The 23,490-nt window shown below is 42.9% G+C and carries 25 protein-coding genes; 11 read left to right on the top strand and 14 right to left on the bottom strand.

Features of this window, described 5'->3' with window-relative positions; genetic code table 11:
• Genes hisH through ACFSX4_RS08375 form a run of 6 tightly spaced genes read right to left on the bottom strand, consistent with a single transcriptional unit; the run spans window position 1 to window position 4,770 of the window.
• Window positions 1-576: an imidazole glycerol phosphate synthase subunit HisH gene (hisH, locus tag ACFSX4_RS08350; RefSeq protein ID WP_377773530.1), complete on the bottom strand. Its 576-nt coding sequence runs from the start codon at window positions 574-576 to the stop codon at window positions 1-3.
• Window positions 573-1,151 carry an imidazoleglycerol-phosphate dehydratase HisB gene (gene hisB, locus ACFSX4_RS08355; protein WP_377773532.1) on the bottom strand — a complete coding sequence of 193 codons (579 nt, stop codon included), beginning with the start codon at window positions 1,149-1,151 and terminating at the stop codon, window positions 573-575. Before hisB ends, hisH begins: the two co-directional genes overlap by 4 nt.
• On the bottom strand, window positions 1,148-2,131 hold the full coding sequence (locus ACFSX4_RS08360) for a pyridoxal phosphate-dependent aminotransferase (RefSeq protein ID WP_377773534.1): 984 nt from the start codon (window positions 2,129-2,131) through the stop codon (window positions 1,148-1,150). The genes hisB and ACFSX4_RS08360 overlap by 4 nt, the downstream gene beginning before the upstream one ends.
• A gap of 4 nt (window positions 2,132-2,135) precedes the next feature.
• On the bottom strand, window positions 2,136-3,368 hold the full coding sequence (gene hisD / locus ACFSX4_RS08365) for a histidinol dehydrogenase (RefSeq protein ID WP_377773536.1): 1,233 nt from the start codon (window positions 3,366-3,368) through the stop codon (window positions 2,136-2,138).
• Window positions 3,365-3,970: an ATP phosphoribosyltransferase gene (gene hisG, locus ACFSX4_RS08370; RefSeq protein ID WP_377773538.1), complete on the bottom strand. Its 606-nt coding sequence runs from the start codon at window positions 3,968-3,970 to the stop codon at window positions 3,365-3,367. The genes hisD and hisG overlap by 4 nt, the downstream gene beginning before the upstream one ends.
• Window positions 3,967-4,770, bottom strand: coding sequence for an ATP phosphoribosyltransferase regulatory subunit (locus ACFSX4_RS08375; RefSeq protein WP_377773540.1), 804 nt, complete (start codon window positions 4,768-4,770; stop codon window positions 3,967-3,969). Before ACFSX4_RS08375 ends, hisG begins: the two co-directional genes overlap by 4 nt.
• 141 nt (window positions 4,771-4,911) lie before the next feature.
• On the opposite strand from ACFSX4_RS08375, the gene ACFSX4_RS08380 reads away from it, so the two are divergent.
• Window positions 4,912-5,196 carry a YerC/YecD family TrpR-related protein gene (locus tag ACFSX4_RS08380; protein WP_377773542.1) on the top strand — a complete coding sequence of 95 codons (285 nt, stop codon included), beginning with the start codon at window positions 4,912-4,914 and terminating at the stop codon, window positions 5,194-5,196.
• 40 nt (window positions 5,197-5,236) lie between these two features.
• Here the strand turns inward: ACFSX4_RS08380 and ACFSX4_RS08385 are convergent, their stop codons facing one another.
• Window positions 5,237-5,641, bottom strand: a complete 405-nt coding sequence (locus ACFSX4_RS08385; RefSeq protein ID WP_377773544.1) for a hypothetical protein — start codon at window positions 5,639-5,641, stop codon at window positions 5,237-5,239.
• A gap of 166 nt (window positions 5,642-5,807) precedes the next feature.
• Window positions 5,808-7,061, bottom strand: coding sequence for a NupC/NupG family nucleoside CNT transporter (locus ACFSX4_RS08390; RefSeq protein WP_377773546.1), 1,254 nt, complete (start codon window positions 7,059-7,061; stop codon window positions 5,808-5,810).
• Window positions 7,062-7,258: 197 nt separating this feature from the next.
• Between ACFSX4_RS08390 and ACFSX4_RS08395 the strand changes: the two genes are divergently transcribed.
• From ACFSX4_RS08395 to ACFSX4_RS08410, 4 genes are read left to right on the top strand one after another with little or no spacing between them, the layout of a single operon-like run.
• Complete coding sequence (locus ACFSX4_RS08395; protein WP_377773548.1) at window positions 7,259-7,726, top strand: CtsR family transcriptional regulator; 468 nt, start codon at window positions 7,259-7,261, stop codon at window positions 7,724-7,726.
• A 5-nt stretch (window positions 7,727-7,731) separates the two neighbouring features.
• On the top strand, window positions 7,732-8,250 hold the full coding sequence (locus ACFSX4_RS08400; protein WP_377773550.1) for a UvrB/UvrC motif-containing protein: 519 nt from the start codon (window positions 7,732-7,734) through the stop codon (window positions 8,248-8,250).
• The gene (locus ACFSX4_RS08405; RefSeq protein WP_377773552.1) at window positions 8,243-9,265 is read left to right on the top strand and encodes a hypothetical protein; all 1,023 of its coding nucleotides are present in this window, start codon (window positions 8,243-8,245) and stop codon (window positions 9,263-9,265) included. The genes ACFSX4_RS08400 and ACFSX4_RS08405 overlap by 8 nt, the downstream gene beginning before the upstream one ends.
• 1 nt (window position 9,266) lies before the next feature.
• Window positions 9,267-11,711: an ATP-dependent Clp protease ATP-binding subunit gene (locus ACFSX4_RS08410; protein ID WP_377773554.1), complete on the top strand. Its 2,445-nt coding sequence runs from the start codon at window positions 9,267-9,269 to the stop codon at window positions 11,709-11,711.
• A gap of 52 nt (window positions 11,712-11,763) precedes the next feature.
• Here the strand turns inward: ACFSX4_RS08410 and ACFSX4_RS08415 are convergent, their stop codons facing one another.
• Genes ACFSX4_RS08415 through ACFSX4_RS08430 form a run of 4 tightly spaced genes read right to left on the bottom strand, consistent with a single transcriptional unit; the run spans window position 11,764 to window position 16,004 of the window.
• The gene (locus ACFSX4_RS08415) at window positions 11,764-12,714 is read right to left on the bottom strand and encodes a sugar-binding transcriptional regulator (protein ID WP_377773556.1); all 951 of its coding nucleotides are present in this window, start codon (window positions 12,712-12,714) and stop codon (window positions 11,764-11,766) included.
• A 31-nt stretch (window positions 12,715-12,745) separates the two neighbouring features.
• A complete protein-coding gene (locus tag ACFSX4_RS08420; RefSeq protein ID WP_377773558.1) occupies window positions 12,746-14,005 on the bottom strand; it encodes a dihydrolipoamide acetyltransferase family protein in 1,260 nt (419 codons plus the stop codon).
• Window positions 14,006-14,008: 3 nt separating this feature from the next.
• Complete coding sequence (locus ACFSX4_RS08425; protein WP_377773560.1) at window positions 14,009-15,004, bottom strand: alpha-ketoacid dehydrogenase subunit beta; 996 nt, start codon at window positions 15,002-15,004, stop codon at window positions 14,009-14,011.
• 19 nt (window positions 15,005-15,023) lie between these two features.
• Entirely contained in the window at window positions 15,024-16,004 is a 981-nt protein-coding gene (locus ACFSX4_RS08430) for a thiamine pyrophosphate-dependent dehydrogenase E1 component subunit alpha (protein ID WP_377773562.1), read from the bottom strand.
• Window positions 16,005-16,210: 206 nt separating this feature from the next.
• Between ACFSX4_RS08430 and ACFSX4_RS08435 the strand changes: the two genes are divergently transcribed.
• Genes ACFSX4_RS08435 through ACFSX4_RS08455 form a run of 5 tightly spaced genes read left to right on the top strand, consistent with a single transcriptional unit; the run spans window position 16,211 to window position 19,854 of the window.
• Complete coding sequence (locus ACFSX4_RS08435; RefSeq protein ID WP_377773564.1) at window positions 16,211-16,594, top strand: transcriptional regulator GutM; 384 nt, start codon at window positions 16,211-16,213, stop codon at window positions 16,592-16,594.
• A gap of 12 nt (window positions 16,595-16,606) precedes the next feature.
• The gene (gene srlA, locus ACFSX4_RS08440) at window positions 16,607-17,140 is read left to right on the top strand and encodes a PTS glucitol/sorbitol transporter subunit IIC (protein WP_377773566.1); all 534 of its coding nucleotides are present in this window, start codon (window positions 16,607-16,609) and stop codon (window positions 17,138-17,140) included.
• An 11-nt stretch (window positions 17,141-17,151) separates the two neighbouring features.
• Window positions 17,152-18,165: a PTS glucitol/sorbitol transporter subunit IIB gene (srlE, locus tag ACFSX4_RS08445; protein ID WP_377773568.1), complete on the top strand. Its 1,014-nt coding sequence runs from the start codon at window positions 17,152-17,154 to the stop codon at window positions 18,163-18,165.
• Window positions 18,166-18,186: 21 nt separating this feature from the next.
• Window positions 18,187-18,546: a PTS glucitol/sorbitol transporter subunit IIA gene (locus tag ACFSX4_RS08450; RefSeq protein ID WP_377773570.1), complete on the top strand. Its 360-nt coding sequence runs from the start codon at window positions 18,187-18,189 to the stop codon at window positions 18,544-18,546.
• Window positions 18,547-18,561: 15 nt separating this feature from the next.
• Window positions 18,562-19,854 (top strand): NAD(P)H-dependent oxidoreductase, encoded by a 1,293-nt coding sequence (locus ACFSX4_RS08455; protein ID WP_377773572.1) that lies wholly within the window; start codon window positions 18,562-18,564, stop codon window positions 19,852-19,854.
• A 41-nt stretch (window positions 19,855-19,895) separates the two neighbouring features.
• Here ACFSX4_RS08455 and ACFSX4_RS08460 read toward each other — a convergent pair whose 3' ends face one another.
• Together ACFSX4_RS08460 and trpE are read right to left on the bottom strand one after the other, a co-directional pair.
• Window positions 19,896-20,468 (bottom strand): anthranilate synthase component II, encoded by a 573-nt coding sequence (locus ACFSX4_RS08460; RefSeq protein WP_377773574.1) that lies wholly within the window; start codon window positions 20,466-20,468, stop codon window positions 19,896-19,898.
• A complete protein-coding gene (trpE, locus tag ACFSX4_RS08465) occupies window positions 20,452-21,954 on the bottom strand; it encodes an anthranilate synthase component I (protein WP_377773576.1) in 1,503 nt (500 codons plus the stop codon). Before trpE ends, ACFSX4_RS08460 begins: the two co-directional genes overlap by 17 nt.
• A 164-nt stretch (window positions 21,955-22,118) precedes the next feature.
• Between trpE and radA the strand changes: the two genes are divergently transcribed.
• Window positions 22,119-23,489 (top strand): DNA repair protein RadA, encoded by a 1,371-nt coding sequence (gene radA / locus ACFSX4_RS08470; RefSeq protein ID WP_377773578.1) that lies wholly within the window; start codon window positions 22,119-22,121, stop codon window positions 23,487-23,489.
• The last annotated feature ends 1 nt before the right edge of the window (window position 23,490 follow it).

A 23,490-nucleotide genomic window follows, 5' to 3' on the forward strand; every position in this document is an offset into this window, starting at 1 on the left:
TTAAAAACTCCTTTGTAATGCATCATTTAAAATTTTCAGGCCGATTTCTCCTGATTTTTCAGGGTGAAACTGAATGCCTATAATATTATCCTTTTGAACCACAGCGGGAATGACAGTACCGTAATCCGCGGATGCGATAATATCCGGGGACTCTGTCAGCTGATAGCTGTGAACGAAGTAGACATCTCTGCCGTTGAGACTTTCGGAATCACTTTTTAATGTGTTCCATCCGAGGTGCGGGACAGGGTGTTCTGTCTGAATCCTGCGGATGCTGCCTTTCAGAAGCCCGAGTCCTTTAACATGACCTTCTTCACTGTCTTCAAATAAAAGCTGCATGCCGAGGCATATACCGATAAATGGTTTTGTCCTGCTGAGCTCGATGAGCGTGTCTGTTAAGTGCAAGTCGTTGATGTTCTGCATGGCTTCTTTAAAATGTCCAACTCCTGGAAGTATAATTGTGCTGCATGTTTCCAGTGTTTCCCTGTCATTGGTCAGTATGGACTCATAGCCGAGTGTATGGAGTGCGTTAATCAGATTCCCTGTATTCCCGAGCTTGTAATCAATAATTCCGATCATTCAATCACTCCTTTGGAAGAAGGGACACCTGAATCTGTAGGTGCGAGTGCCTGCTTTAAACTTCTGGCGAAAGCCTTAAAGATACCCTCGATTTCATGATGGGTATTCCCGGTCTTCAACAAATCAATGTGCAGTGTCATACGGCTGTTCATTGCGACGGCATTAAAAAATTCCTCCACCAGTTCAGTATCAAATGTGCCGACTTTTTCTTTGGAGAAATCAGCCTGAAAGTTTAAGTGGGGTCGTCCGGATAAATCCAGAACAACCCGGGCAAGGGATTCGTCCATCGGAATATAAAAAGATCCGTAGCGTGTATAGCTCTGTTTCTCTGTGTATATATCACGGATAATCTGGCCGAGCAGGATGCCGACATCTTCTACAGTGTGATGATCATCAACGTGAAGGTCGCCGTCCGCCTCGGCTTCAAGGTAGATCTCTGAGTGGAATGACAAAAGAGTCAGCATATGATCAAAAAAACCGACACCTGTGTTCAGTTTGGACTGTTTGTAATCTTTATCTTCTGCAGCAGAAAGTTTGAGTTTGGTTTCAAGTGTGTCTCTTGTTTTAGTAATCAAATCGATTCCTTCCAATCTGTAATAAGTTGTTTAAATGCCGGATAGTCTTCTAAAGAAATGATTGAATATCTGACCACGTTATTTAAATAAGGTTCTTCATATATCCGGGCGGTGAATCCGTGGTCTTTCAGATACAGAGCGAGTGATTCCGCCTGAGGGCCGTAAGTAAATATAAAATTTGTGTAGGACTTTTTAATGCTGATAAGGTTCTCTGCCTGACTGAGTGAATCTTCAAGCGCTTTTTTACTGTTTTTCTGATAATCAATCAGTGTATTCAGTGTGTCTTTATTCTTAAGTAACTGAACGCCGAGGTTCAGCGACAGGCTGTTGACCGGGTATGGATGATTAATCCGAGTAACAGCGTCAAATGCGGTACCTTCTGCAATCAGTATACCAATCCGGAGTCCGGCGAGTCCGTACATTTTACTCATAGTACGAATAATCAGTGTATTTTCTGATACGGGAGAATATTTTTTCGGCGCAAATTCAACATATGCTTCATCAACAACTAAATATCCGTTCCATTCGCTTAAAACTTCTGCGAGTGTATTGAGGAATTCATCAGGGAATAATATCCCTGTCGGATTATGAGGATTTGATATAAAAAATACAGACGGCTCAACTTTTCTCACTTCATCAAGAATATGGTCATAATCAAATGAATAGTCTGCATTTGATCCAATAGAATAAAAGCGGATACCCGCCTGATTGGCGTAAATCTGGTACATATTAAAATCCGGCTGCAGTGACATGACACCAGATTTTCCGAGGGTCATAATAATTTTCTGAATCCATTCGTCAGAACCGTTTGCGAGTTCTATCGTGCCGGCGTCAAGGCCGTATCGTTCGGCATACAGCCGGATAAACGTTGTATATTCATCCTCGGGATATAAATTCAGCGCTGTATTCTGTACAGCCGAGATGATATCCTCCTCTGAAAGCGGGATGACCGGGCATGTGTTACGGTCCATATAAATCATTTGTTCACTCCGTTCTGATGTTTAGTGATTCGTAGTGGGCGGACAGGCCTTCTTTAGCCGCAAGCAGTTTGGCATCTTCCGCTATTTCGTCAAATGTTTCTTTCTTTAAATTGATGACGGCATGGCTCGTTAAGAAGTCATTCACATTTAAGCCGTGGCTGAAGCGGCCGGTTCCGTCGGTCGGCAGTACATGTGACGGTCCTGCTGCATAGTCACCTGCTGCTTCCGGGGAGTATGTGCCTTCAAACACAGCACCGGCATAATGAATGTCTGAAATGATTTCTGCCGAGTCCTGATGCTGGATAGATACGTGCTCCGGTGAGATTTCATTAATGATTTTAATCAGGCGTTCTCTTGTATCCGCAATCTTATAGTGGTTGTTCTGAAGAGATTCTTTGACGATTTCTTTCCGGTCAAGTGACTCAATCAGGCGTTCAATTTCTTTATCCACACGGTCGATGGTGTCTGTACTTTCAGACAGCAGGAATGTCCGGGCATTCACATCATGTTCAGCCTGTGCGAATATGTCATAGGCGATATGTGCAGGATCCGCTGTATCATCAACATACAGTAAAATCTCACTCGGGCCGGCAATCATATCAATACCGACATCACCGAAGACAAGTTTTTTAGCGAGTGCGACAAACTTATTTCCGGGTCCGACGATTTTATCCACCTTAGGAATGGTTTCTGTTCCGTATGCGAGTGCGGCAACAGCCTGTGCACCGCCGACAGTATAGACATTGTCGACACCGAGAATACGGAGGGCGCCGAAGGTCATGTTGTTTGTATTGAAGGTCGGTGTGACGACGTGAATTTCCTTAACGCCTGCGATAAGTGCCGGTACAACTGTCATCAGAACACTGGACGGGTAGAGCGCAGTGCCGCCTGGGATATATATTCCGACTTTTTCAAGCGGCCGGTAGACGTATTTAAACTCATCGTTGTCTATATCACTGTATTTAATGCTTTCCTGATATTCTTTAATGCGCCCCGTAATATGTGCGAGCGCCTGTCGTTCTTCACCCGACAGTGAATTTAAACTGTCATCGAGTATTTTTTCAGGGACTTTAAAGTTTTCGATGTCTACTCGGTCAAAATCTTTTGTATATGACTTAAGGGCGGCATCGCCCTGCTGCTTCACATTTGAAATAATATTCATGACATTCTGCATGTCTTCAACAGCAGTATGATTTTCTTTTTTATTTATTGTGTCCAGAAATTCTTCTGCATTCATCCCATCACCCCGATTTCTGTTAAAAATTGATAAATGCCGTCTTCTTTAGTGTAGAACGTTCTCTTATTGGCAATCAGTCTGGCGTGGACATCAAGGATTTTTTCGTATTCAATCAGGCCGTTATCTCTTAATGTGCTCCCGGTCTGAACGATGTCAACGATACCGTCCGCAAGGTCAAGCAGCGGTGCGAGTTCAACTGATCCGTTCAGGTGAATTAACTGCACAGGCTGCTTTTTTTCATTAAAGAATGTCCGCGCGATATTTGTATATTTGGAAGCGACTGTATTGAAACGTTCGACATCAGGCGGCCCGGCAATTGAAAAGTGACAGTCTCCGAAAGGGAGCTGGGATACGTTCAGGACGTTAAAAGAATCCTCTGCCAGAATATCAGAGCCGACAATACCGATGTCTGCAGCGCCGAGTTCGACGTAGGTCGGCACATCCGGACCTTTTGCGAAGATGAAGCGGACGTTATCCACTTCTGTATAGAGTGTCCGTGAATCATTTTCAAGCACGGAAATATATTTTTGAAGGTCACGGTTTTTTAAGTAACGGATAAAATCTTTAAACAACCGTCCTTTGGTTAATGCGACTGTAATCATAAAAGCCCTCCATCTGATAAATTTAAGCCGATGCCGAATGCGTTGCTGTTGTACTCTCCGCCGCTCAAGACAGGGGAGTCATAGTTTGAAAACGCCTGGAAATAAAAGCCGTTGTAGTAGCTCTGCGGTGATCTGAAGGACAGATCGAGAATAAATTTTGTCTCTCCCCCGGCAGCGGCATCTTTAAAGTGGTTAATGAAAGTCATCACTTCTGTCGTTTCAAATATATCATTAATCAGTTCCAGCTGGCTGCTGACAGTGGCTGTCATGATTTTGTACAGCGGATGATCACTGTCTGTTATTTTTTCAATATCTGAGACGGCTTTATCATAAATTAAAGGTTTGATACTTTCATCCAGTTCAAATTTTGAAATGAACATATCGATAAGCTGGTCATTATTTACCACTATGGTTGTGATTTTCTGCTCGGCAAAATCTTTAATAAAATTTAAATGCATATTGAGACTTTCGATAATATCGGATTCATCTGCTTTAAAGATTTCGGCGCCGGCCTGGTAGAATGTATCGTGCTCTCTGACAACGGGACCGAAGTAACCATATTTTCTGACGTTCGAGGCAAAGGCCTGGTTGTAATTGAGCAGGGTCCGTGTCCAGTCGCTTCTAATGGCAAACAGCTGGCTGTTGCGTTCAAAAATAATATTTGTCGGATGGTGCTGTTTATCTTCAACAGAGAATGGTTCAATCATGTTCATGTCGACAAGGGTATAACCGTCTTGATTCAGTAATTCGAGATAATTTAATCCAAGGGATAATTTTTTTAAAATGAGTGGGTTTGACATATACAATCTCCTTTACTACTTTAGCGAGGTGAAGAATAGTTAATAAATTTGATATTATCAGATAATTAGATGTGTTGCAACTATTTTCTTTAGTGCTTTAATATGGTAAAGTGTTAAAGAAGAGTATTGAGGAGTGATGATATGCATGTTGATAGATTAAGAGGCGAAGAGCTCGATGATTTATTCGATGGCATTTTAAAACTGGAAACTAGAGAAGAGTGTTATCAATTTTTCGATGATATATGTACTACGAACGAGCTGGTTGCACTGAAACAGCGGTTTCAGGTGGCAAAACTAATTAAAGAAGGCTGGACATACTCCAAAATTCAGGAAAGAACCGGTGCATCGAGTGCGACGGTTTCCCGTGTCAAACGTTGTCTGGACTATGGCAGTGACGGTTATCATACGGTAATTGACAGAATTTAAAATGATTAGAGAAGCATATTCTGCTTCTCTAATCATTTTTTTATTCTTCATAGCGGGCCGCGTCAAAGTTCAATGCGTCCAGTATATATTCACTGTCTGATTCGCTCAGTTGATATACAGGTTCTATGCTGCTGGAGGATAAATGATAAATTATCCGGTGATCCTCGACTGAAAAATACACAATCAGCTCACTGTAGTACTCGTTCGGTCTGTCGAAATGGATAGTGAACGGAAAATCATGGCTGCCCTCAATTTCATTTTCTTCTTTAAGGAATATTTCCTTGATTTCTGTGAATGTATCAGCATCAGTCAGTTCAGTGTCTTCCTGGAAATGAATTTCATTATTCTCATTGAGAATCCCGACGTGTGTTTTATAGTCTGGGGTGGAGCAGGCGGACAAAAAGAGAGCGGACAGCAGTGTAAGAAACAGCATTGAATATTTCATGAGGCACCACCTTCTATATAAATGTATTTTAATACAAATTATTACTTTTTATATATTATATAGTATCAATCGTTTTAATACTATATTAATTCAAAGACTTTGCGGTGGAAATATAAAAAAACATCCAATCTGACTTAACAGATTGGATGTTTTAAGAAGGTTTTTCTTAGAAGAAGAAACCAACGATTGTTGCTGTAAGAACGGATACGAGTGATGCACCGTATACCAGCTTCAAACCGAATTTGGCAACTCTGTCACCACTTTCATTGTGCAGACCTTTAACGGAACCGGCGATAATACCGATACTTCCGAAGTTGGCAAATGAAATTAAGAATACAGATACCATTGCCTGAGTTTTTTCTGATAATCCATCAGCAACTGTGATGAAATCGAGAATCGCAACAAATTCATTTGTGATGAGTTTAGTTGCCATCAAACTTCCGGCAGTCTGAGCCTCAGCCCAAGGAATACCAATCAGGAATGCAATCGGCATAAAGATGTAACCGAGAATATCCTGGAATGTCAGGTTTGATCCCGGAATTAACAGGAACAAGTTGTTTAGAAGGCCGATCAGGGCGATAAACCCAATCAGCATTGCCGCCACAACAAGTACGACTTTACCACCGTCGATAATGTAATCCCCGAGTACCTGGAAGAAAGATTTACCCTCTTCAGGATTGGTTGAAATTTCAGAATCGCTGTCTACAATAATTTCTTCGTAAGGATTGATGATATGCACAATCACGTAAATACCGAACAGGTTAAGGACAATTGCGATAATCACATACTGCGGGTCAAGCATTGTAAAGAATGCGCCGACAATTGATAATGAAATTGAACTCATCGCTTGTGCTGCAAGTGTGTAAAGACGCTGTGTTGACATTTTAGGAAGTACGTTTTTCAGTGAAATGAATACTTCCGACTGACCGAGCAGCATGGATGCAGCACCATTGTATGACTCGATGTAAGGCATACCGGTAATTTTATTTAGAATGATACCGATAATTTTAATGATCCACGGCAGAATTCTTGTATAGGACAAGATTCCGATAATCGCTGAGATAAAGATAATCGGTACAAGTACATTGAAGAAGAATACGTTTAATACAGTCGCTTCTCCGTCAAGCATTACTGCTTCACCCGGCGTTCCGGATTCAGTTGATAAAGACATCAAATCACCGAAGACAAACATGCCGCCTTCTCTTGCGAAACCGAGCAGTCTGTCAAACGCATCAGCAAACCATCCGATGACTGTCTGTCCGCCTGTTGTATTTAAAAATAGAAAAGCAAAGAATAACTGGAGTGCAAGAAGGACTAAAATATTCTTCCATTTCTTAAATGCAAGTTTTCTGTTGCTGCTTGCTATCCAGGCAAGGAAGAATGTGAATAATATACCCACTATGCCCATAACGATACTCATAATATATTTCCTCCCAAAAATAGTCTAAATAGTGACTGACTTATGTATGATGTTACGGACTATATTATATAGTATATTTCTTATAAACGCGATAGTATTTCTATATAATATGTAACCGATTACCGGGGCCTTAGCATTTGCGAATAAAGGGAATAACAGGTATACTTTAGTCAAAGAAGGTCAAAAGAGGTGTTGGTATGCGTAATATATCAGATATTATTGAAGAATATTTAAAAGAACTGATTAAAAAGTCCGAAGATGAAGGCGTTGAAATTAAACGTGCCCATATCGCTGAAAAATTTGATTGTGTACCTTCGCAGTTAAATTACGTCATCAAGACACGCTTTACAAACGAACACGGTTATACAGTTGAAAGTAAACGCGGCGGCGGCGGTTATATTCGTATTACTAAAGTTGAAACGCACTCCAAAGCGGAGTATCTTGCCCGGCTGAAGCAGCTGATCGGCCCCGCCGTCAGCCAGCAGAATGCTGAACGGATTATCCAGTCGATGCTTGAAAACAGAGCTGTGACATTAAGGGAAGCGAAAATGATTAATACAGCGGTATCGAGAGAGGCGTTATTAATTGAACTGCCATACAGAGACCAGCTTCGGGCGAATATATTAAACCGGATTATCGATGTGATTTTGTATAGTGAGGAGTGATGTCAGTGAAGTGTGAATTGTGCGGTGAAAGGGAAGCGAGCATCCATATCAGTAAGAACAGCGGATTTAACCAGCGGGAACAGTTCCTGTGTGAGCAGTGTGCAAACGAATCTTTTTCCAGTCAGTATTCAAGCTTTTCGGATGAGTCGTTTAACATTCATCAGCTGTTACAATCATTGTCGCAGCATCAGAAACTCACGAGAAGAGAATCTGAGACCAAACGCTGCGCCACATGCGGTTCAACGATTGAATCTATATTGAAAAAAGGCAGATTCGGCTGTTCGGAATGCTATACAACATTCTCTGACGAGGCACTTAATATTGTGAATCGTGTTCAGCTTCATCAGAACAGCCATGTCGGCAGAGTACCGAAAAAATCCAGGGCGCATCTGGAAGTGAAAAAGCAGATTGAAACACTTAAAGTGAAATTATCAGAGCTGGTCGAAGCACAGAATTTTGAAGAGGCTGTGGTTGTCCGCGATGAAATTAAGGCACTGGAATCGGCAGGTGAACGATGTGAATAATTATTTAAGTCCCTGGCTTAAGGACATTGAGGAACAACCCATTGAAATGTCTTCAAGAATCAGACTCGCGAGAAATATTAAAGGGCTGCCGTTCCCACACCAGCTGAATGACCCTGATGCTGTAGAGTCACTGTCCGGTGAGATTGAAGAGGTATTGACAGGGCATCACAATATACCGGTTAATGAAATGAACTTTGAAGATAAGGCGCTTCTCGTCGAAAAGCACCTCATCAGCCCTTTGTTCACAAAAAACGGGTATTCGAGCTTTATTAATAAAGATGAATCTGAATCTGTCATGGTGAATGAAGAAGATCATCTGCGGATTCAGGTAATGGGTGCCGGGGTGCCGATGCATGATTTATATGAAAAAGCGGTCAGAATAGACGATGTTTTGGAAGAGAAACTGAACTATGCTTTTGATGAGCGGTACGGTTTTTTAACGGCATGTCCGACAAATGTCGGCACAGGAATGAGGGCATCTGTAATGCTCCATCTCCCGGCATTATCATTAAATAATAAAATCAGCCGTTTCCAAAACAATTTAAATCGTTTTGGATTTGCGTTACGTGGTATATACGGGGAAGGGAGTGTGCCTCTCGGTCATATATACCAGCTGTCGAATCAGCTGACACTCGGACAGACGGAAGAGGAAATTATTGATCACCTGGACGAACTGAAAAATAGAATTATAGAAGAAGAACAGGAAGTCCGGAAGGATTTAATCACACACTACCCGGTGAAAACGAAAGATACAGTCAGCCGCTCTTATGGTATTTTAAAATATGCCTATACACTGACCTCAAAAGAAGCGGCAATGCACTTGAGCAATGTAAAACTCGGTATGGATATGGGAATCCTGAAAATTGATTTTAGATTTCAAGAGTGGGTACAATTAATCCAGCCGGCATTTGTTAAAAAAAGATTAAATGAGTTAAATAAAGAAATTTCATCTCTTGAAAAGGCAGTGGACGAAGAACGGGCCGCCTTATTAAGAGAACGATTAGGAGGAATGTAGTATGTTATTCGGCCGATTGACTGAACGTGCACAGAAAGTACTTGCCTTTGCACAGGAAGAAGCAATTAATTTAAAACATTCAAATATAGGAACAGAACACCTTCTGCTTGGTCTGGTGAAAGAGAAAGAGGGCATTGCGGCAAAGGTGTTATCGAATTTTAATATCACAGACGAAAATGTCCGTGATGAAGTATTTAATTTAATCAGTGAAGGCAATGAAGCGACATCATCGATTCACTATACACCGCGTGCTAAAAAAGTAATTGAATTATCCATGGATGAAGCGCGGAAGCTGCATCATAATTTTGTCGGGACGGAGCACCTTCTTCTCGGTTTAATCCGTGAAAGTGAGGGCGTTGCAGCAAGAGTGCTGTCAAATCTGGATTTAAATATTACAAAAGCACGGGCATCTGTCATTAAAATGCTCGGGAATCCGGACACGTTCCAGTCAAAAGGATCTGCGAAAAAAGATACTAATACACCAACGCTGGATTCACTTGCACGTGATTTAACAGCTATTGCACGTGAAGACAGACTGGATCCTGTTATCGGCAGATCTAAAGAGATTACACGGGTGGTTGAAGTACTCAGCCGCCGTACGAAAAACAACCCCGTATTAATCGGTGAGCCCGGAGTTGGTAAAACAGCGATTGCAGAAGGACTGGCCCAGTCGATAGTGAAACATGAAGTGCCTGAGACATTGAAAGATAAGCGTGTAATGTCACTGGATATGGGTACTGTGGTTGCGGGTACGAAATACCGCGGTGAATTTGAAGAGCGTATGAAAAAAGTGATGGAGGAAATTCATAAAGCAGGGAATGTTGTTTTATTTATTGATGAACTCCATACCTTGATTGGTGCAGGTGGTGCCGAAGGTGCGATTGATGCATCCAATATATTAAAACCGGCGCTTGCGCGCGGAGAACTGCAATGTATCGGAGCGACAACCCTCGATGAGTACCGCAGGCACATTGAAAAAGATGCGGCACTTGAAAGACGCTTCCAGCCGGTTCAGGTGGATGAACCGAGTGAAGAGGATGCGGTGTTAATACTGAGAGGACTGCGTGATAAATACGAGGCGCATCACAGAATTAATATTTCTGATGAAGCACTTGAAGCTGCTGTATATATGAGTAACCGTTATGTGCAGGATCGTTTTCTGCCGGATAAGGCAATCGATTTGATTGATGAAGCATCATCCAAGGTACGTTTAAGAAGTTACACATCACCGCCGGATTTAAAGGAACTTGAAGCAAGACTCGAGACTGTGAAAAAAGAGAAGGATGCGGCTGTTCAGAGTCAGGAATTCGAAGAAGCGGCAAACTTCAGAGATCAGCAGTCTAAGCTTGAGAAGGAGCTTCAGGATAAAAAGGATAATTGGAAAAAGGATCAGGAACGGCTGTCACAGTCTGTGACAAAAGCGGATATCGAAATTGTCATCAGTAATATGACGGGAATACCGCTGCAGAAAATTGCTGAAGAAGAATCAGAAAGACTGCTGAACCTTGAATCAATTCTGCACGAACGCGTGATAGGGCAGGATGCGGCTGTTGAATCGATTGCTAAAGCAGTCCGCCGTGCACGTGCAGGTCTTAAAAATCCAAAACGTCCGATCGGAAGCTTTATTTTCCTCGGACCGACAGGTGTCGGTAAAACTGAGCTGGCAAGAGCGTTGTCAGAAGCAATGTTCGGGGAAGAGGATGCGATGATTCGCGTGGACATGAGTGAGTATATGGAGAAACACTCCGTATCAAGACTTGTCGGGTCACCGCCGGGATATGTCGGTTATGATGACGGTGGTCAGCTGACTGAAAAAGTCCGCCGTAAACCATATTCACTTGTTTTGTTTGATGAAATTGAAAAAGCACATCCGGATGTCTTTAACATGCTCCTACAGGTTCTTGATGACGGCAGACTGACAGATTCAAACGGCAGAACGGTTGATTTTAGAAACACTGTAATTGTGATGACATCTAATGTCGGTGCACAGGAGCTGAAAGACCAGAAATTTGTCGGCTTCGGTTCATCGAATTCCGAAACGCCGGATTATGAAACCATTCGAAGCACGATGATGAAGGAACTGAAGAACACTTTCAGACCTGAATTTATCAACCGTGTGGATGACATTATTGTTTTCCACAGTCTCGAAAAAGAGCATCTTAAAGAAATTGTGTCATTAATGATTGATGATTTAAGCAGCAGACTCAGAGATAAAGAAATCGATGTTGTTGTGACGGATAATGCGAAAACACAGATTGTTGAGGACGGTTTCGATCCGGATTACGGTGCAAGACCACTCGCAAGAAGTATCCAGAAAAATATTGAAGATGTACTCAGTGAATCATTATTGTCCGGTGAAACTTTCGAAAACAAAGTCGTTACCGTGGACTATAAAGATGAGAAATTTGTGGTGGAAACAAGCGGTAAAGAAAAAGTAAAAAATTAAATTTACTGAATATCATTGAAGAACCGACAGTCATTAATGACTGTCGGTTCTTTTAGTATTCATCAATTAGTTTTTGTGCTGTCCGGTCATCTGTAACCAGTACATCAACAGCACCATTCATTAAAGCAACATGCATGCTTTCAATTTTATTGTCACCGCAAGCGATCGCGACAGTTTCTTTAATATGATTCTCAAGTGTAACGTTTACACCGATGATACTGTCATTTAAAGGGTGATTGATTAAGACACCGTCTTTATCAAGGAAATATGAGTTAATATCGGTTACAGCACCATAGTCTTTGAGTGAAGCCGTATCTTCATCAGAGAGGTAGCCGATTTCTTCCATTGTTGAATTGACTGTCGGATTTCCAATACCGATAATTGCGATATCCACGTTTCTCCCTTCTTCAAGCACACCGGAAATATCAGGAGATTCCACCAGACGCTGCTTGACATCCGTACTTCTTACCATGGCAGGCGCATAAAGATAGCTTGCGCTCGCCTGGAGTTTCTGCGCAAATTTAAGCGTGAGAATATTTGAGTGAAGATCAATATGACTGCGCCCCATCCCTCCGATTAACGGAACAATATGAAGGGATTCTGATTTCTGATAAGGGAATGCGTCAACAAAATTGGACACACCCTTTCCCCAGCTGATACCAATTGAATGAATATCATCAAGCTTTTTGGACACATGTACTGAGGCAAGCTGTCCTAAGATTTTCAGCGTTTCAGAGTATTCCTGGTCATGTCCGGGTGAGATAATCACTTCTTTCAGGCCGTATTTTTTTTCAAGTTTCAGTTCAAGATCAACTGTAAGTGCAGATTCATCCTTGATGAAAAATTCAATAATGCCGTCCTCTTTTGCTTTGGTCAGCATTTTTGAAATAATCGGCCGTGATACACCGATATGCTTCGAAATTTGAGCCTGAGTCAGTCCTTCAAAGTAATACAGCTTTGCAACTTTGACTAAAAGACGTGTGTCGTTTGTAATGGTTCCCATAATCTGCACCTTTTCATGTCTGTTTCTCTAATTAAAGTAATAGTTTAACAGGATTTTCAACCAATTCCTTTACGGTATCGCAAAAAGCAGCGGCAGGTGCACCGTTGATGACCCGGTGGTCGAATGACAGACTCAATGTCGATTTTTTGACTTTGACACATTTGTCATCAACTAAATCAACAACATCATACATTCCGCCGATTCCGAGAATGGCTGCCTGAGGCTTATTAATAATTGGTGTGAATTGTTTTATATTATACATGCCAAGATTACTGATTGTAAATGTACCATCCGACATTAAGCCCTCGGTGAAGTTTTTGTCTTTAATCTGCCTGATGATTTTTTTGCTTTCTTCCGATATAGAAGAAAGACCGCGCTGACCGGCATTTTTAATGACCGGGACAAATAATTCGCTGCCTGATGCGACTGCAATGCCGATATTTACAGACTCATGGTGATGGATTTCATTGTTTTGGTAAGTGATATTGATATCCGGATGTTTCTTTAAAGCAGCAGATACTGCAGCTGTGAACAGATCATTAAATGATATTTTAATGTCATCAGTGTTATCGTTTAATGTTTTACGCAGTTCAATCAGTCTGCCCATGGAAACTTCAAAGTCCATTGTTACGTGAGGTATCGTGTTTCTGCTGTCAAGCATTCTGTCGGCGGTCACTTTTTGAGCGCCTTTCAGTTTACTTGTTTTTACCGTCTCAGGCTGCCCGGCTGCAGCAGTTTCTGCTGTTTTTGGACTCTGTTTTTCATCTTTGATGCTGTTAATGTACTCTGCTACATCTTCTCTATGGATTCTGCCGTTTCTGCCGCTTCCAGTCACATCTTTAATATCGACATCATTGTTTCTTGCGAGTGCACGGGCTGACGGAGTCGCAGGGACTTTACCGATTCTGGATTGTGTGTTTTCCGCTCCAGTGTCATCCTTACTGTCTTTGCGGACATCAGTCTCAGTATTTTCAGAAGACGCGTCACTATTTTGTTCAGTATCATCAGTATCTCCCGATGCTTGTTCAGGCGGCGTGTCCGGAACGTCTTCACCGCTGTCGCCGATGTATCCGATGACCTGATTGACCGGTACAACATCATCTGTTTCATAATATTTTTTCAAGAGCACACCGTCATGATAGGATTCTACTTCAATGTTAATTTTATCTGTCATTATTTCAAGAATCGGTTCGCCTGTTTCAACGGTGTCACCTTCGTCTTTAAACCATTCAATGACAGTACCTTCAGCCATTGTACTGCTTAGTTTAGGCATAAATATTTCTTTAGCCATCCATTACACCTCCTTAACTTTGTAGTTCACCATTTCATCAACAGTTTCAATAATGTCTTCAACAGAAGGGACAGTCGCTTTTTCGAGATTCGGGTTATAAGGAATAGGTACAAAAGCGGCACCAAGTCTTCTGACAGGGTAGTCGAGATAATCAAATGCATCACTTTCTGCAATCAGTGAGGCAATCTCCCCGCCGATTCCGCCGAATTTCACCGCTTCATGGACGACGAGTACTTTTCCGGTTTTTGATACGGATTCAACGACTGTTTCAGTATCAAACGGTACAAGGGTTCTCGGGTCAACAATCTCTACATCAATGCCTTTTTCTTCAAGCGATTGTGCTGCTTCAAGTGCTTTATGAACCATAATTCCTGTAGCGACAATTGTGACATCGGATCCTTCCCGTTTAATATCCGCTTTTCCAAGGGGGATGCTGTACTGTTCTTCCGGAACGTCTCCTGATGTTTTATAGAGTAGTTTATGTTCATAAAAAACGACCGGGTTATTGTCGTCAATGGCTGCTTTTAACAGTCCTTTTGCATCTGCTGCTGTGGACGGCTGTACGACTTTCAGTCCGGGCACATGGGCTACCCATGCTTCAAGGCTCTGGGAATGCTGGGCGGCAGCACCCGTACCGGAACCGGCAGGTGTTCTGAGCACCATCGGGATGGTTCCTTTCCCGCCGTACATATATCTGATTTTTGCTGCCTGATTCGCAAGATTATCCATGGCAATTGTTATAAAATCAGAGAATTGAAGTTCTAAAATCGGACGCATCCCGGTTAAAGCAGCACCCACTGCTGTGCCGGATATAGCGGCTTCTGAAATAGGTGTGTTCCGGATGCGTTCAGGGCCGAATTCTTCAATCATTCCGCGCGTGACTCCAAAAGCACCGCCGTAAACACCAATATCCTCGCCAAGAATGAAAACATCATCGTTATTACGCATTTCCTGTGACAGTGCTTCTCTGACAGCTTCCAAGTATGTTATTTCTCTCATTACTTACGACCTCCAAATTTTATTCTGCGTATACATCTTCAAGCAGGGTGGATAAATCAGGTTCTTCACTGTCTAAAGCAAACTGAACACTCGCTTCGATTTCTTCAACTGCTTTTTCTTTTAACTGTTTTAATTCATCTTCACTGACGATACCTTCGCTGACTAAAGCATCTCCGAGTAATTTAATTGGATCTTTCTGACGCCATTCTTTTTCTTCTTCACGTGTACGGTATTTCTTTGCGTCACTCTTCGAGTGGCCTTTCCAGCGGTATGTTTTGAACTCCACTAATGAAGGTCCATTGCCGGCCCGTGCATAGTCCACAGCTTCTTCTGTTGCTGTCATCACTTCGAAAATATTATTGCCGTCTGCGACATTTCCCGGAATACCGTATGCTGCTGCTCTTTCGGCAATATCTTTAATGTTGGTCATATCATTGACTGACCCGGACATGCCGTATTGATTGTTTTCACAGACGAATACAACAGGAAGCTTCCATATTGAAGCGAGATTCAGTGCTTCATGAAAACTGCCCTCATTTGAAGCGCCGTCGCCAAAGAAACAAACGACAACACTGCCCTGATTTTTCATCTGGGAAGTTAGTGCCGCACCTGTCGCAATAGCGAACCCGCCGCCTACAATACCGTTTGCACCGAGGTTTCCTTTTTCAAGGTCCGCGATGTGCATTGAACCGCCTTTTCCTTTACAGTAGCCGGTTTTTCGGCCGAAAAGTTCAGCCATCATATATTTTGTTTCCGCACCCTTTGCAATACAGTGGCCGTGTCCCCTGTGTGTGCTGGTAATCATGTCTGAGTCGCTCAGCAGTGCACATACACCGGAAGCAGTTGCTTCCTGACCGACAGCAAGATGGGTCGTACCGTGAATCTTACCTTTCGCAAAAAATTCATCTACTTTTTCATCAAACAGACGGATTAACCACATTTCTTCATAAAGCTGGCTTAAATCATCGACAGTAACATTTTCTGGTAATTTAAAATCCATAAGACGCCTCCTGTTTTTACATTAGTTCCTATCAGGAACATTTGAAAAGATTATCGCATGATAGTTACAATTGTGTCAATATTTTATCCCGTCCGTTGAAAAAATAAATTTTCACATAATGTTCAAAATTATATTGACAAGATAATGTAACCGCTTTATTATTTACATAAGTTCTAAAATAGAACAAATGTAAAGGGTGGGTGTATATGCAAAGTGTTATTTTCATTTTCCTGGTGTTCATTGCCTTATGGGGTGCTCAGTTCATACTGACACATTATCAGTTGAAGAATTACTATAAAACAATTGCTGAAATGAGCAGAAGGGATTCAGGTTACCTTGGTGTCGGTGTCAGTAAGAAGCGTTTCGGCAAAGGGGTTGTGATTATTTTAGTCAGTGACAATGAGGACAATGTGATTGACGCTAAAATAATGAGCGGAGTGACGGTGTTTACGAGGTTTGAGAAATACAGTGAATTAATCGGGGAGAAGATCGCGATACTTAAAGAAAGTCATCATAGATTTAACGAACAGACGTATAAAGCACTTAATGATGCAATTAAGAAAATAGACAATGAAAAATATCAAGTATAAGGGGGATTTAAAATGGACTTTATCGTAAGAATAGCAGAAGGGTTTATCGGGATGTTTCAGGAAGGCGGAGATACTTTCATCGGCATGGTAACAGGCATTATTCCATTGTTGATTGTATTAATTACCGCGGTAAATGCTGTGGTGAGATTTGTTGGTGAGGAGCGGGTGACACGTTTTGCGCAGAAGCTGACAAAGTATTTCATCTTCAGATATACACTGTTTCCACTTTTGGCAGTATTCTTTTTAACGAATCCAATGGCATATACTTTCGGCCGATTTTTACCGGAGAAACAAAAGCCTGCATTCTATGACTCGGCAGTATCATTTGTACATCCGATTACAGGGCTTTTCCCGCATGCGAATCCGGCGGAACTGTTTGTGTATCTTGGTGTTGCTGCAGGTTTGACAACGCTCGGATTATCACTCGGGCCGCTCGCAATTATGTATTTTATTACGGGGATTGTAGTGATTTTAATCCGTGGTGTGGTCACTGAATTTATCACGGTGCGTATGATGAAAAAACAGGGATACTTTGATAAGGAGTAGGGGGAAAACTTATGTATAAACATGTGAAGATATCAAAAGGTTCCGGCGGCTGGGGCGGACCGTTAACTATAAAACCGGATGAAACAAAAAAATATATCGTGTCTGTCACAGGCGGGGGCATTGACCCTCTGACTCAGCATATTGCAGAAATGACAGGTGCAGAGGCAGTGGACGGCTTCAGTACAAGAGTGGGCTATGAAGAGATGGCATGTGTCGTGATTGACTGCGGCGGTACGGCGAGATGTGGTATTTATCCGAAAAATAATGTGCTGACTGTTAACCTTCATGCAACAGGACCGTCTGGGCCGTTGATGCAGTTTATTAAGGAACACAATTTTGTGTCCGGGGTTAAAAAGAATAATGTGGAGTATACAGATAAAGAGGCGTCTGATGAAACAGAGGCTGTGACACATCAGGAAGCAGCGAATGAAAAAACTGCGCATGAGATTAAAGAGGAAGCAAAGATAAAAGCGAAAGAAAATTATCCGCAGGAGCGTAAGAAAGGTTTTATCGAGCGTTTCGGCCGGGCGATGGGCGGTGTCGTCAGCGTATTCTATCAGGCAGGGCGTGAAACGATTGATCAGGTAATTAAAAACATACTGCCTTTCATGGCTTTTGTGTCGATGCTGATTGGTATTATCACTTTTACCGGAATCGGTGATTTAATTGCGAATCTTGTGACGCCGCTTGCAGGAAATATTTTTGGTCTGCTCCTGCTGTCAGTGATTGTCTCTCTGCCGATTCTTTCACCTGTACTTGGTCCCGGGGCTGTTATCGCGCAGGTGGTCGGTGTCTTAATCGGTACTGAAATCGGCCGGGGAAATATTCCGCCGGAGATGGCACTGCCTGCACTATTTGCAATTAACCCTCAGGCCGGGGCTGACTTTGTGCCGGTTGGACTGACGTTAGGTGAAGCAGAGCCTGAAACAATTGAAGTCGGTGTGCCTGCAGTACTGTTTTCAAGGGTAATCACAGGTCCGCTTGCAGTATTAATCGCATTCGGATTCAGTTTCCTGATTTATTAATTTTTGAATGGAGGAATCATTTTGGAAAAGCTACACGGTAATATTATGGAGCTCGGCAGCGAGTGGGAAATGATTAAAAGCGAAAATATGGTGATTTTATTCAACCATCATTCGCCGCAGGAATTAAAAGATATTTCAGTCGTTCACGATGGTGAAGTGACTCAGGATGTAGAGGCAGGGGATGTTCTGGTGCTTCATGAAACAGAATATGAAATCCTCTTTGTCGGAGATAAAGCGAATGAAACGCTGAGAGAACTCGGTCACGCGACGTTTAAATTTAATGATGAAAGTAATGCGGATCTGCCGGGGACAATTTGTCTTCAGAAAAAAGCGATTCCTGACCTGGAAGTCGGGCAGAAAGTCATTATAAAAACTAAATAACATGGAGGCAAAAATATGCTGGGTGTGAATAGAGAACTTGTAGAGCTTGAAAAATCGGGAAAAGAAATACGGGTCGGCTTAGTCGGCGCCGGTCAGATGGGACGCGGAATGATTTCCCAGATTGAGTCTATGAAAGGCATGAGAGTAGCTGCGACAGCAGATATTAATCTGGATAATGTGAAACATGCATATTCAATCGCAGGAATAAACGATGCGGATGTTGCCGTGCCGGAAAATATCGGTGAGGCGGATCAGGCGCTCGGTGAAGGTAAATACCTGGCGTTAACGGATACAGACTTATTGTGTGAGGTTAAAGGACTCGATGTCATTGTTGATGCGACGGGTGTGCCGGAGGTTGGTGCACTTGTTGCTGTCAAAGCAATTGAAAATAAAAAGCATATTGTCATGCTGAATGTTGAAGCGGACATTACTGTCGGAGTATATCTGAATAAGCTTGCAGGTGAAAACGGAGTTGTCTACACAGGATCTGCAGGTGATGAGCCGGGGGCGATTATGGAACTTTACGATTTTGCGGATGCGCTCGGCTTCAACATTGTCGGTGCGGGGAAAGGTAAAAATAATCCATTAAACCTGGATGCAAATCCGGACAGTGTGGCTCAGGCTGCGGCGGAGAAAAAGTCAAATCCGAAAATGATTGCCTCCTTCCAGGATGGTACAAAAACGATGGTGGAAATGAATGCAGTTGCCAATGCGACCGGCTTTCTGCCGGATAAGCCCGGAATGCACGGCTTTAAAGCGGGCGTGAAGGAACTCCCTGATATCTTTCGTCTTGAAGAAGACGGCGGTCAGGTGAAAAACCATAGGATTGTTGACTTTGTGAATGGTATTGCACCCGGTGTATTCTTAATCATTTCTTCCGATAAAGAGGAAGTAAATGAAGAAATGAAATATTTAAGTATGGGTGACGGCCCGAACTATGTTCTCTACAGACCGTATCACTTAACGAGTCTTGAAACGCCGTTATCTATCGCAAAAGCATATCTTCACAACACACCGACGATTGCGCCGAATGCCGGAATGATTGCAGAAACAGCGACAGTTGCAAAGGTGGATTTGAAGGCTGGAGAAAGTCTCGATACAATCGGCGGCTTCACTATTTACGGCAGAATTTATGAGTACGAAGAAGCAAAATCGCTGAATGCTCTGCCGATTGGTCTGGTAAACAACAGGCTCGTGCTTAAAAATGATGTGAAAAAAGGTGACGTCATTACATATGATGATGTCAATGATGATGAAAACTCATTCATCTGGAAGCTTAGAAAAAAACAGAATGAAATGCTCGATTAATAAAATTCCCGCCGGATGCCCGGCGGGAATTTTATTGTTTTTTAATGGATATATTCGGTGATGATGTTTTGGATGAATTGTTTCCCGGCAGGAGTTCCAATAGATTCCGGATGGAACTGGACCCCTTCTATCGGCAGTGTTTTATGGCGTATGCCCATCACTTCTCCATTTTTTGTTTCTGATGTAATTTCAAAACAGGTCGGCAGTGTTTCCCGTTTTACAATTAGTGAATGGTATCGCATGACTTCCATTTCCCGGTCGAATGCTGTGTATATACCGTCTCCTGTGTGACGGATTAAAGATGTTTTTCCGTGCTGGAGGGAAGGTGCCGGTACAACATCGCCGCCGAACGCCTGTGCCAGTGCCTGCTCACCGAGACAGACACCAAAAATCGGATAGGTTTCTTTGAAAGCATCGATGAGTGTCATCGTCATTCCGGTTTCATCAGGTGAACATGGTCCCGGTGATAGAACAATTAAATCAGGATTCAGGTCTTTGACTTCTTCAAGGTTAATCATGTCGTTTTTTACGACGGTCACTTCCTGACCGAGCTCTCCAAAATACTGTACCAGATTAAATGTGAATGAATCGTAATGATCAATCATCAGTATCATTGGATTCACCTGCTTTCCCGAATACAGATTCTGCAATCTGTACTGTTTTAATGAGTGCGCTTGCTTTATTCACAGTTTCCTGGAACTCTGCCTCAGGCTCTGAATCTGCCACGACTCCGGCGCCTGCCTGAATATGAATGGTGCTGCCTGAAAGTGTCATCGTCCGAATGGTGATGCATGAGTCCATGTTTCCGTCAAAACCGACATAAAGAACAGCGCCGCCGTATACACCACGGGCCGTGGGCTCAAACTCACGGAGAATCTGCATCGCACGTACCTTCGGTGCACCGGACAATGTGCCGGCAGGGAAGGCGGATACGAATGCATCAATCGGTGTGACATTGTCACGAATTTGTCCGTTCACGACACTGACAATATGCATGACTTTGGCAAATCTGCCAATCGTCATGTACCTGGTGACATCGACTGAACCGTATTCTGCGACTCTGCCGATATCGTTTCTCGCAAGATCAACAAGCATCCGGTGCTCTGCAAGTTCTTTTTCATCATTAATTAAATCCGCTGCGAATGCTTCATCTTCTTCCGGTGTCGCACCGCGGGGACGTGTCCCTGCAATCGGATGGATTTCAAGCCGCCCGTTATTCACCTCAAGCTGCCTTTCCGGAGAACTGCCGATTAATGTTTTATCATCAAGAGTCAGATAAAACATGTAGGGAGAAGGGTTTATATTTCTCAAAATACGATACAGTTCAAAGCCCGAGCAGGTAGTTTCAACTTCAAAACGCTGCGACAATACCGCCTGAAATACATCACCCTGATAAATGTAATCTTTAATCTTTTTAACATCACGGATGAAAGCATCATGAGTGTAGTTGCTTGATACATCAATCGGCTGGTTTTCTCCGGCATCGGGGGAAAGCATTAAGTCTCTCAGGCTGACAGCATACTGCAGCTTTTCCTTAACATCATTAATATGGTTTGAATGTGTCTCATAAACTTCCTGAAGTGGAGTGTCTGATGAAGTGTCGGCATATGAAATGACACTGGTTTCTTTGGTCCGGTGGTTATAGGCAATCAGTGTGCTGCAGAAAATAAAATGATATTTTCCGCCGGCACTGCTGCGGGGTTCGACGGGTGCAAAATCACTGACTGCTTCATAACTGATGTATCCGACTGCACCGCCTTTAAAAGGAAGCGGAATATCATCAGTGAATGCATCAATCTGCTGCATGGTCTCTGAAAATGCCTCGCTCAGACTGCTGTAGGAAACGGATGTATCAGACCGGGTATCTGTGACTGTAAAAGAATGGTCGATTTCTTTCATTTCATACATGGGGTTAAGGCCGATGAATGAGTAATTGGACCATTCGGATGTCGGGTCATTGCTTTCCAGTATGTAGGATGCTTCGTCTTTCAATGCGTTAAAAATATGGATGGGGGTTAGAATATCAGTAAAAAAAGTATCAACGACAGGGACTGTTTTATATGTTTCTGCACGTTCCTGAAATTTTTTAAAAGTAGACATGGCATCACCTGATCATAAATTTATAATAGCTTGTCGACAGTTTAGAGAATGAGAGACGTAAAGTCAAGTGTTCACGGTGCTTTTGTGAAGTTGTCACGCTTTCAAATTACGGCAATTCATAATACAATATAGGTTAATACTTTTACTGGAGGCAGAAAACAGAAATGGCGAAGTCAAAAAATGTATTTGAATGTATGTCCTGCGGTTACGAGTCCCCGAAGTGGATGGGTAAGTGTCCGAACTGCGGCTCATGGAACCAGATGGAAGAAAAGCTTGTTCATAAAGAGACAACGGGCAGAGGTACACTCGGCAAGAAAGAACAGGAAGAGCGTTCCCGTTCAAGGAAGCTTGAGCGTGTAAAGCAGGCGCACACACCGAGAACATACACTCAAAGCGGGGAGTTTGACCGTGTACTCGGCGGCGGAATCGTGGATGGTTCTTTGATTTTAATCGGCGGAGATCCCGGTATCGGAAAATCCACAATTTTACTCCAGACGGCTTTGACACTTTCTGAAAAGCACGAGGTGCTCTATGTTTCAGGCGAAGAGTCTTTGGAACAGATTAAACTGCGGGCGGACCGGCTGACTGAATCCAGTGAGAGACTGAATGTCTACAGTGAGACAAACCTCTTTTATATTCATGATGAAGTCAAAAAACTGAACCCTGACTTTTTAATCATAGATTCCATTCAAACGATTTTTCATCCCGATATTACAAGTGCACCGGGCAGTGTTTCACAGGTGAGAGAATGTACACAGAGCCTGATGAATATTGCCAAAGGAAATAATATCGCAACGTTCATAGTCGGTCATGTCACAAAAGAAGGTCAGATTGCCGGACCGCGTCTGCTCGAGCACATGGTGGATACTGTTCTTTATTTTGAAGGCGACCAGCATCATACATTCCGGATTCTGCGTGCCGTTAAAAACCGTTTCGGATCTACAAATGAAATGGGTATATTCGAGATGAAGAATGAAGGGCTTAAGGAAGTGCTGAACCCTTCTGAAATATTTTTGGAAGAACGCTCGAAGAATGCTCCGGGATCTGCTATTGTGGCGACAATGGAAGGAACGAGGGCAATGCTTGTGGAAGTTCAGGCGCTGGTGACACCAACACACTTTCACAATCCGCGGCGTATGGCGACAGGGATTGACCAGAACAGGCTGTCTCTTCTGATGGCAGTACTTGAGAAAAATGAGGGCTATCTCATGCAGCAGCATGATGCATATATTAAAGTTGCAGGCGGTGTGAAACTGGATGAACCGGCAGTGGATTTGAGCGTTATCATCAGTATAGCGAGCAGTTTTAAAGGAACGGTTGTCCGCGGGGAAGATTGTTTTATCGGTGAAGTCGGATTGACAGGTGAAGTCAGACGCGTGACAAAGATTGAACAGAGACTGCAGGAAGCGGCGAAACTCGGCTTCAAAAGAGCGGTGATACCGTCATCCAATATGAAAGGGACTAAAATCCCGGAAGGCATCAATGTATTCGGAGCGAGAACGCTCGGGGATGCACTGAAGTATGTTGACAACTAAT

The sequence above is a fragment of the Corticicoccus populi genome, assembly GCF_042686195.1.
GTDB lineage: Bacteria > Bacillota > Bacilli > Staphylococcales > Salinicoccaceae > Corticicoccus > Corticicoccus populi.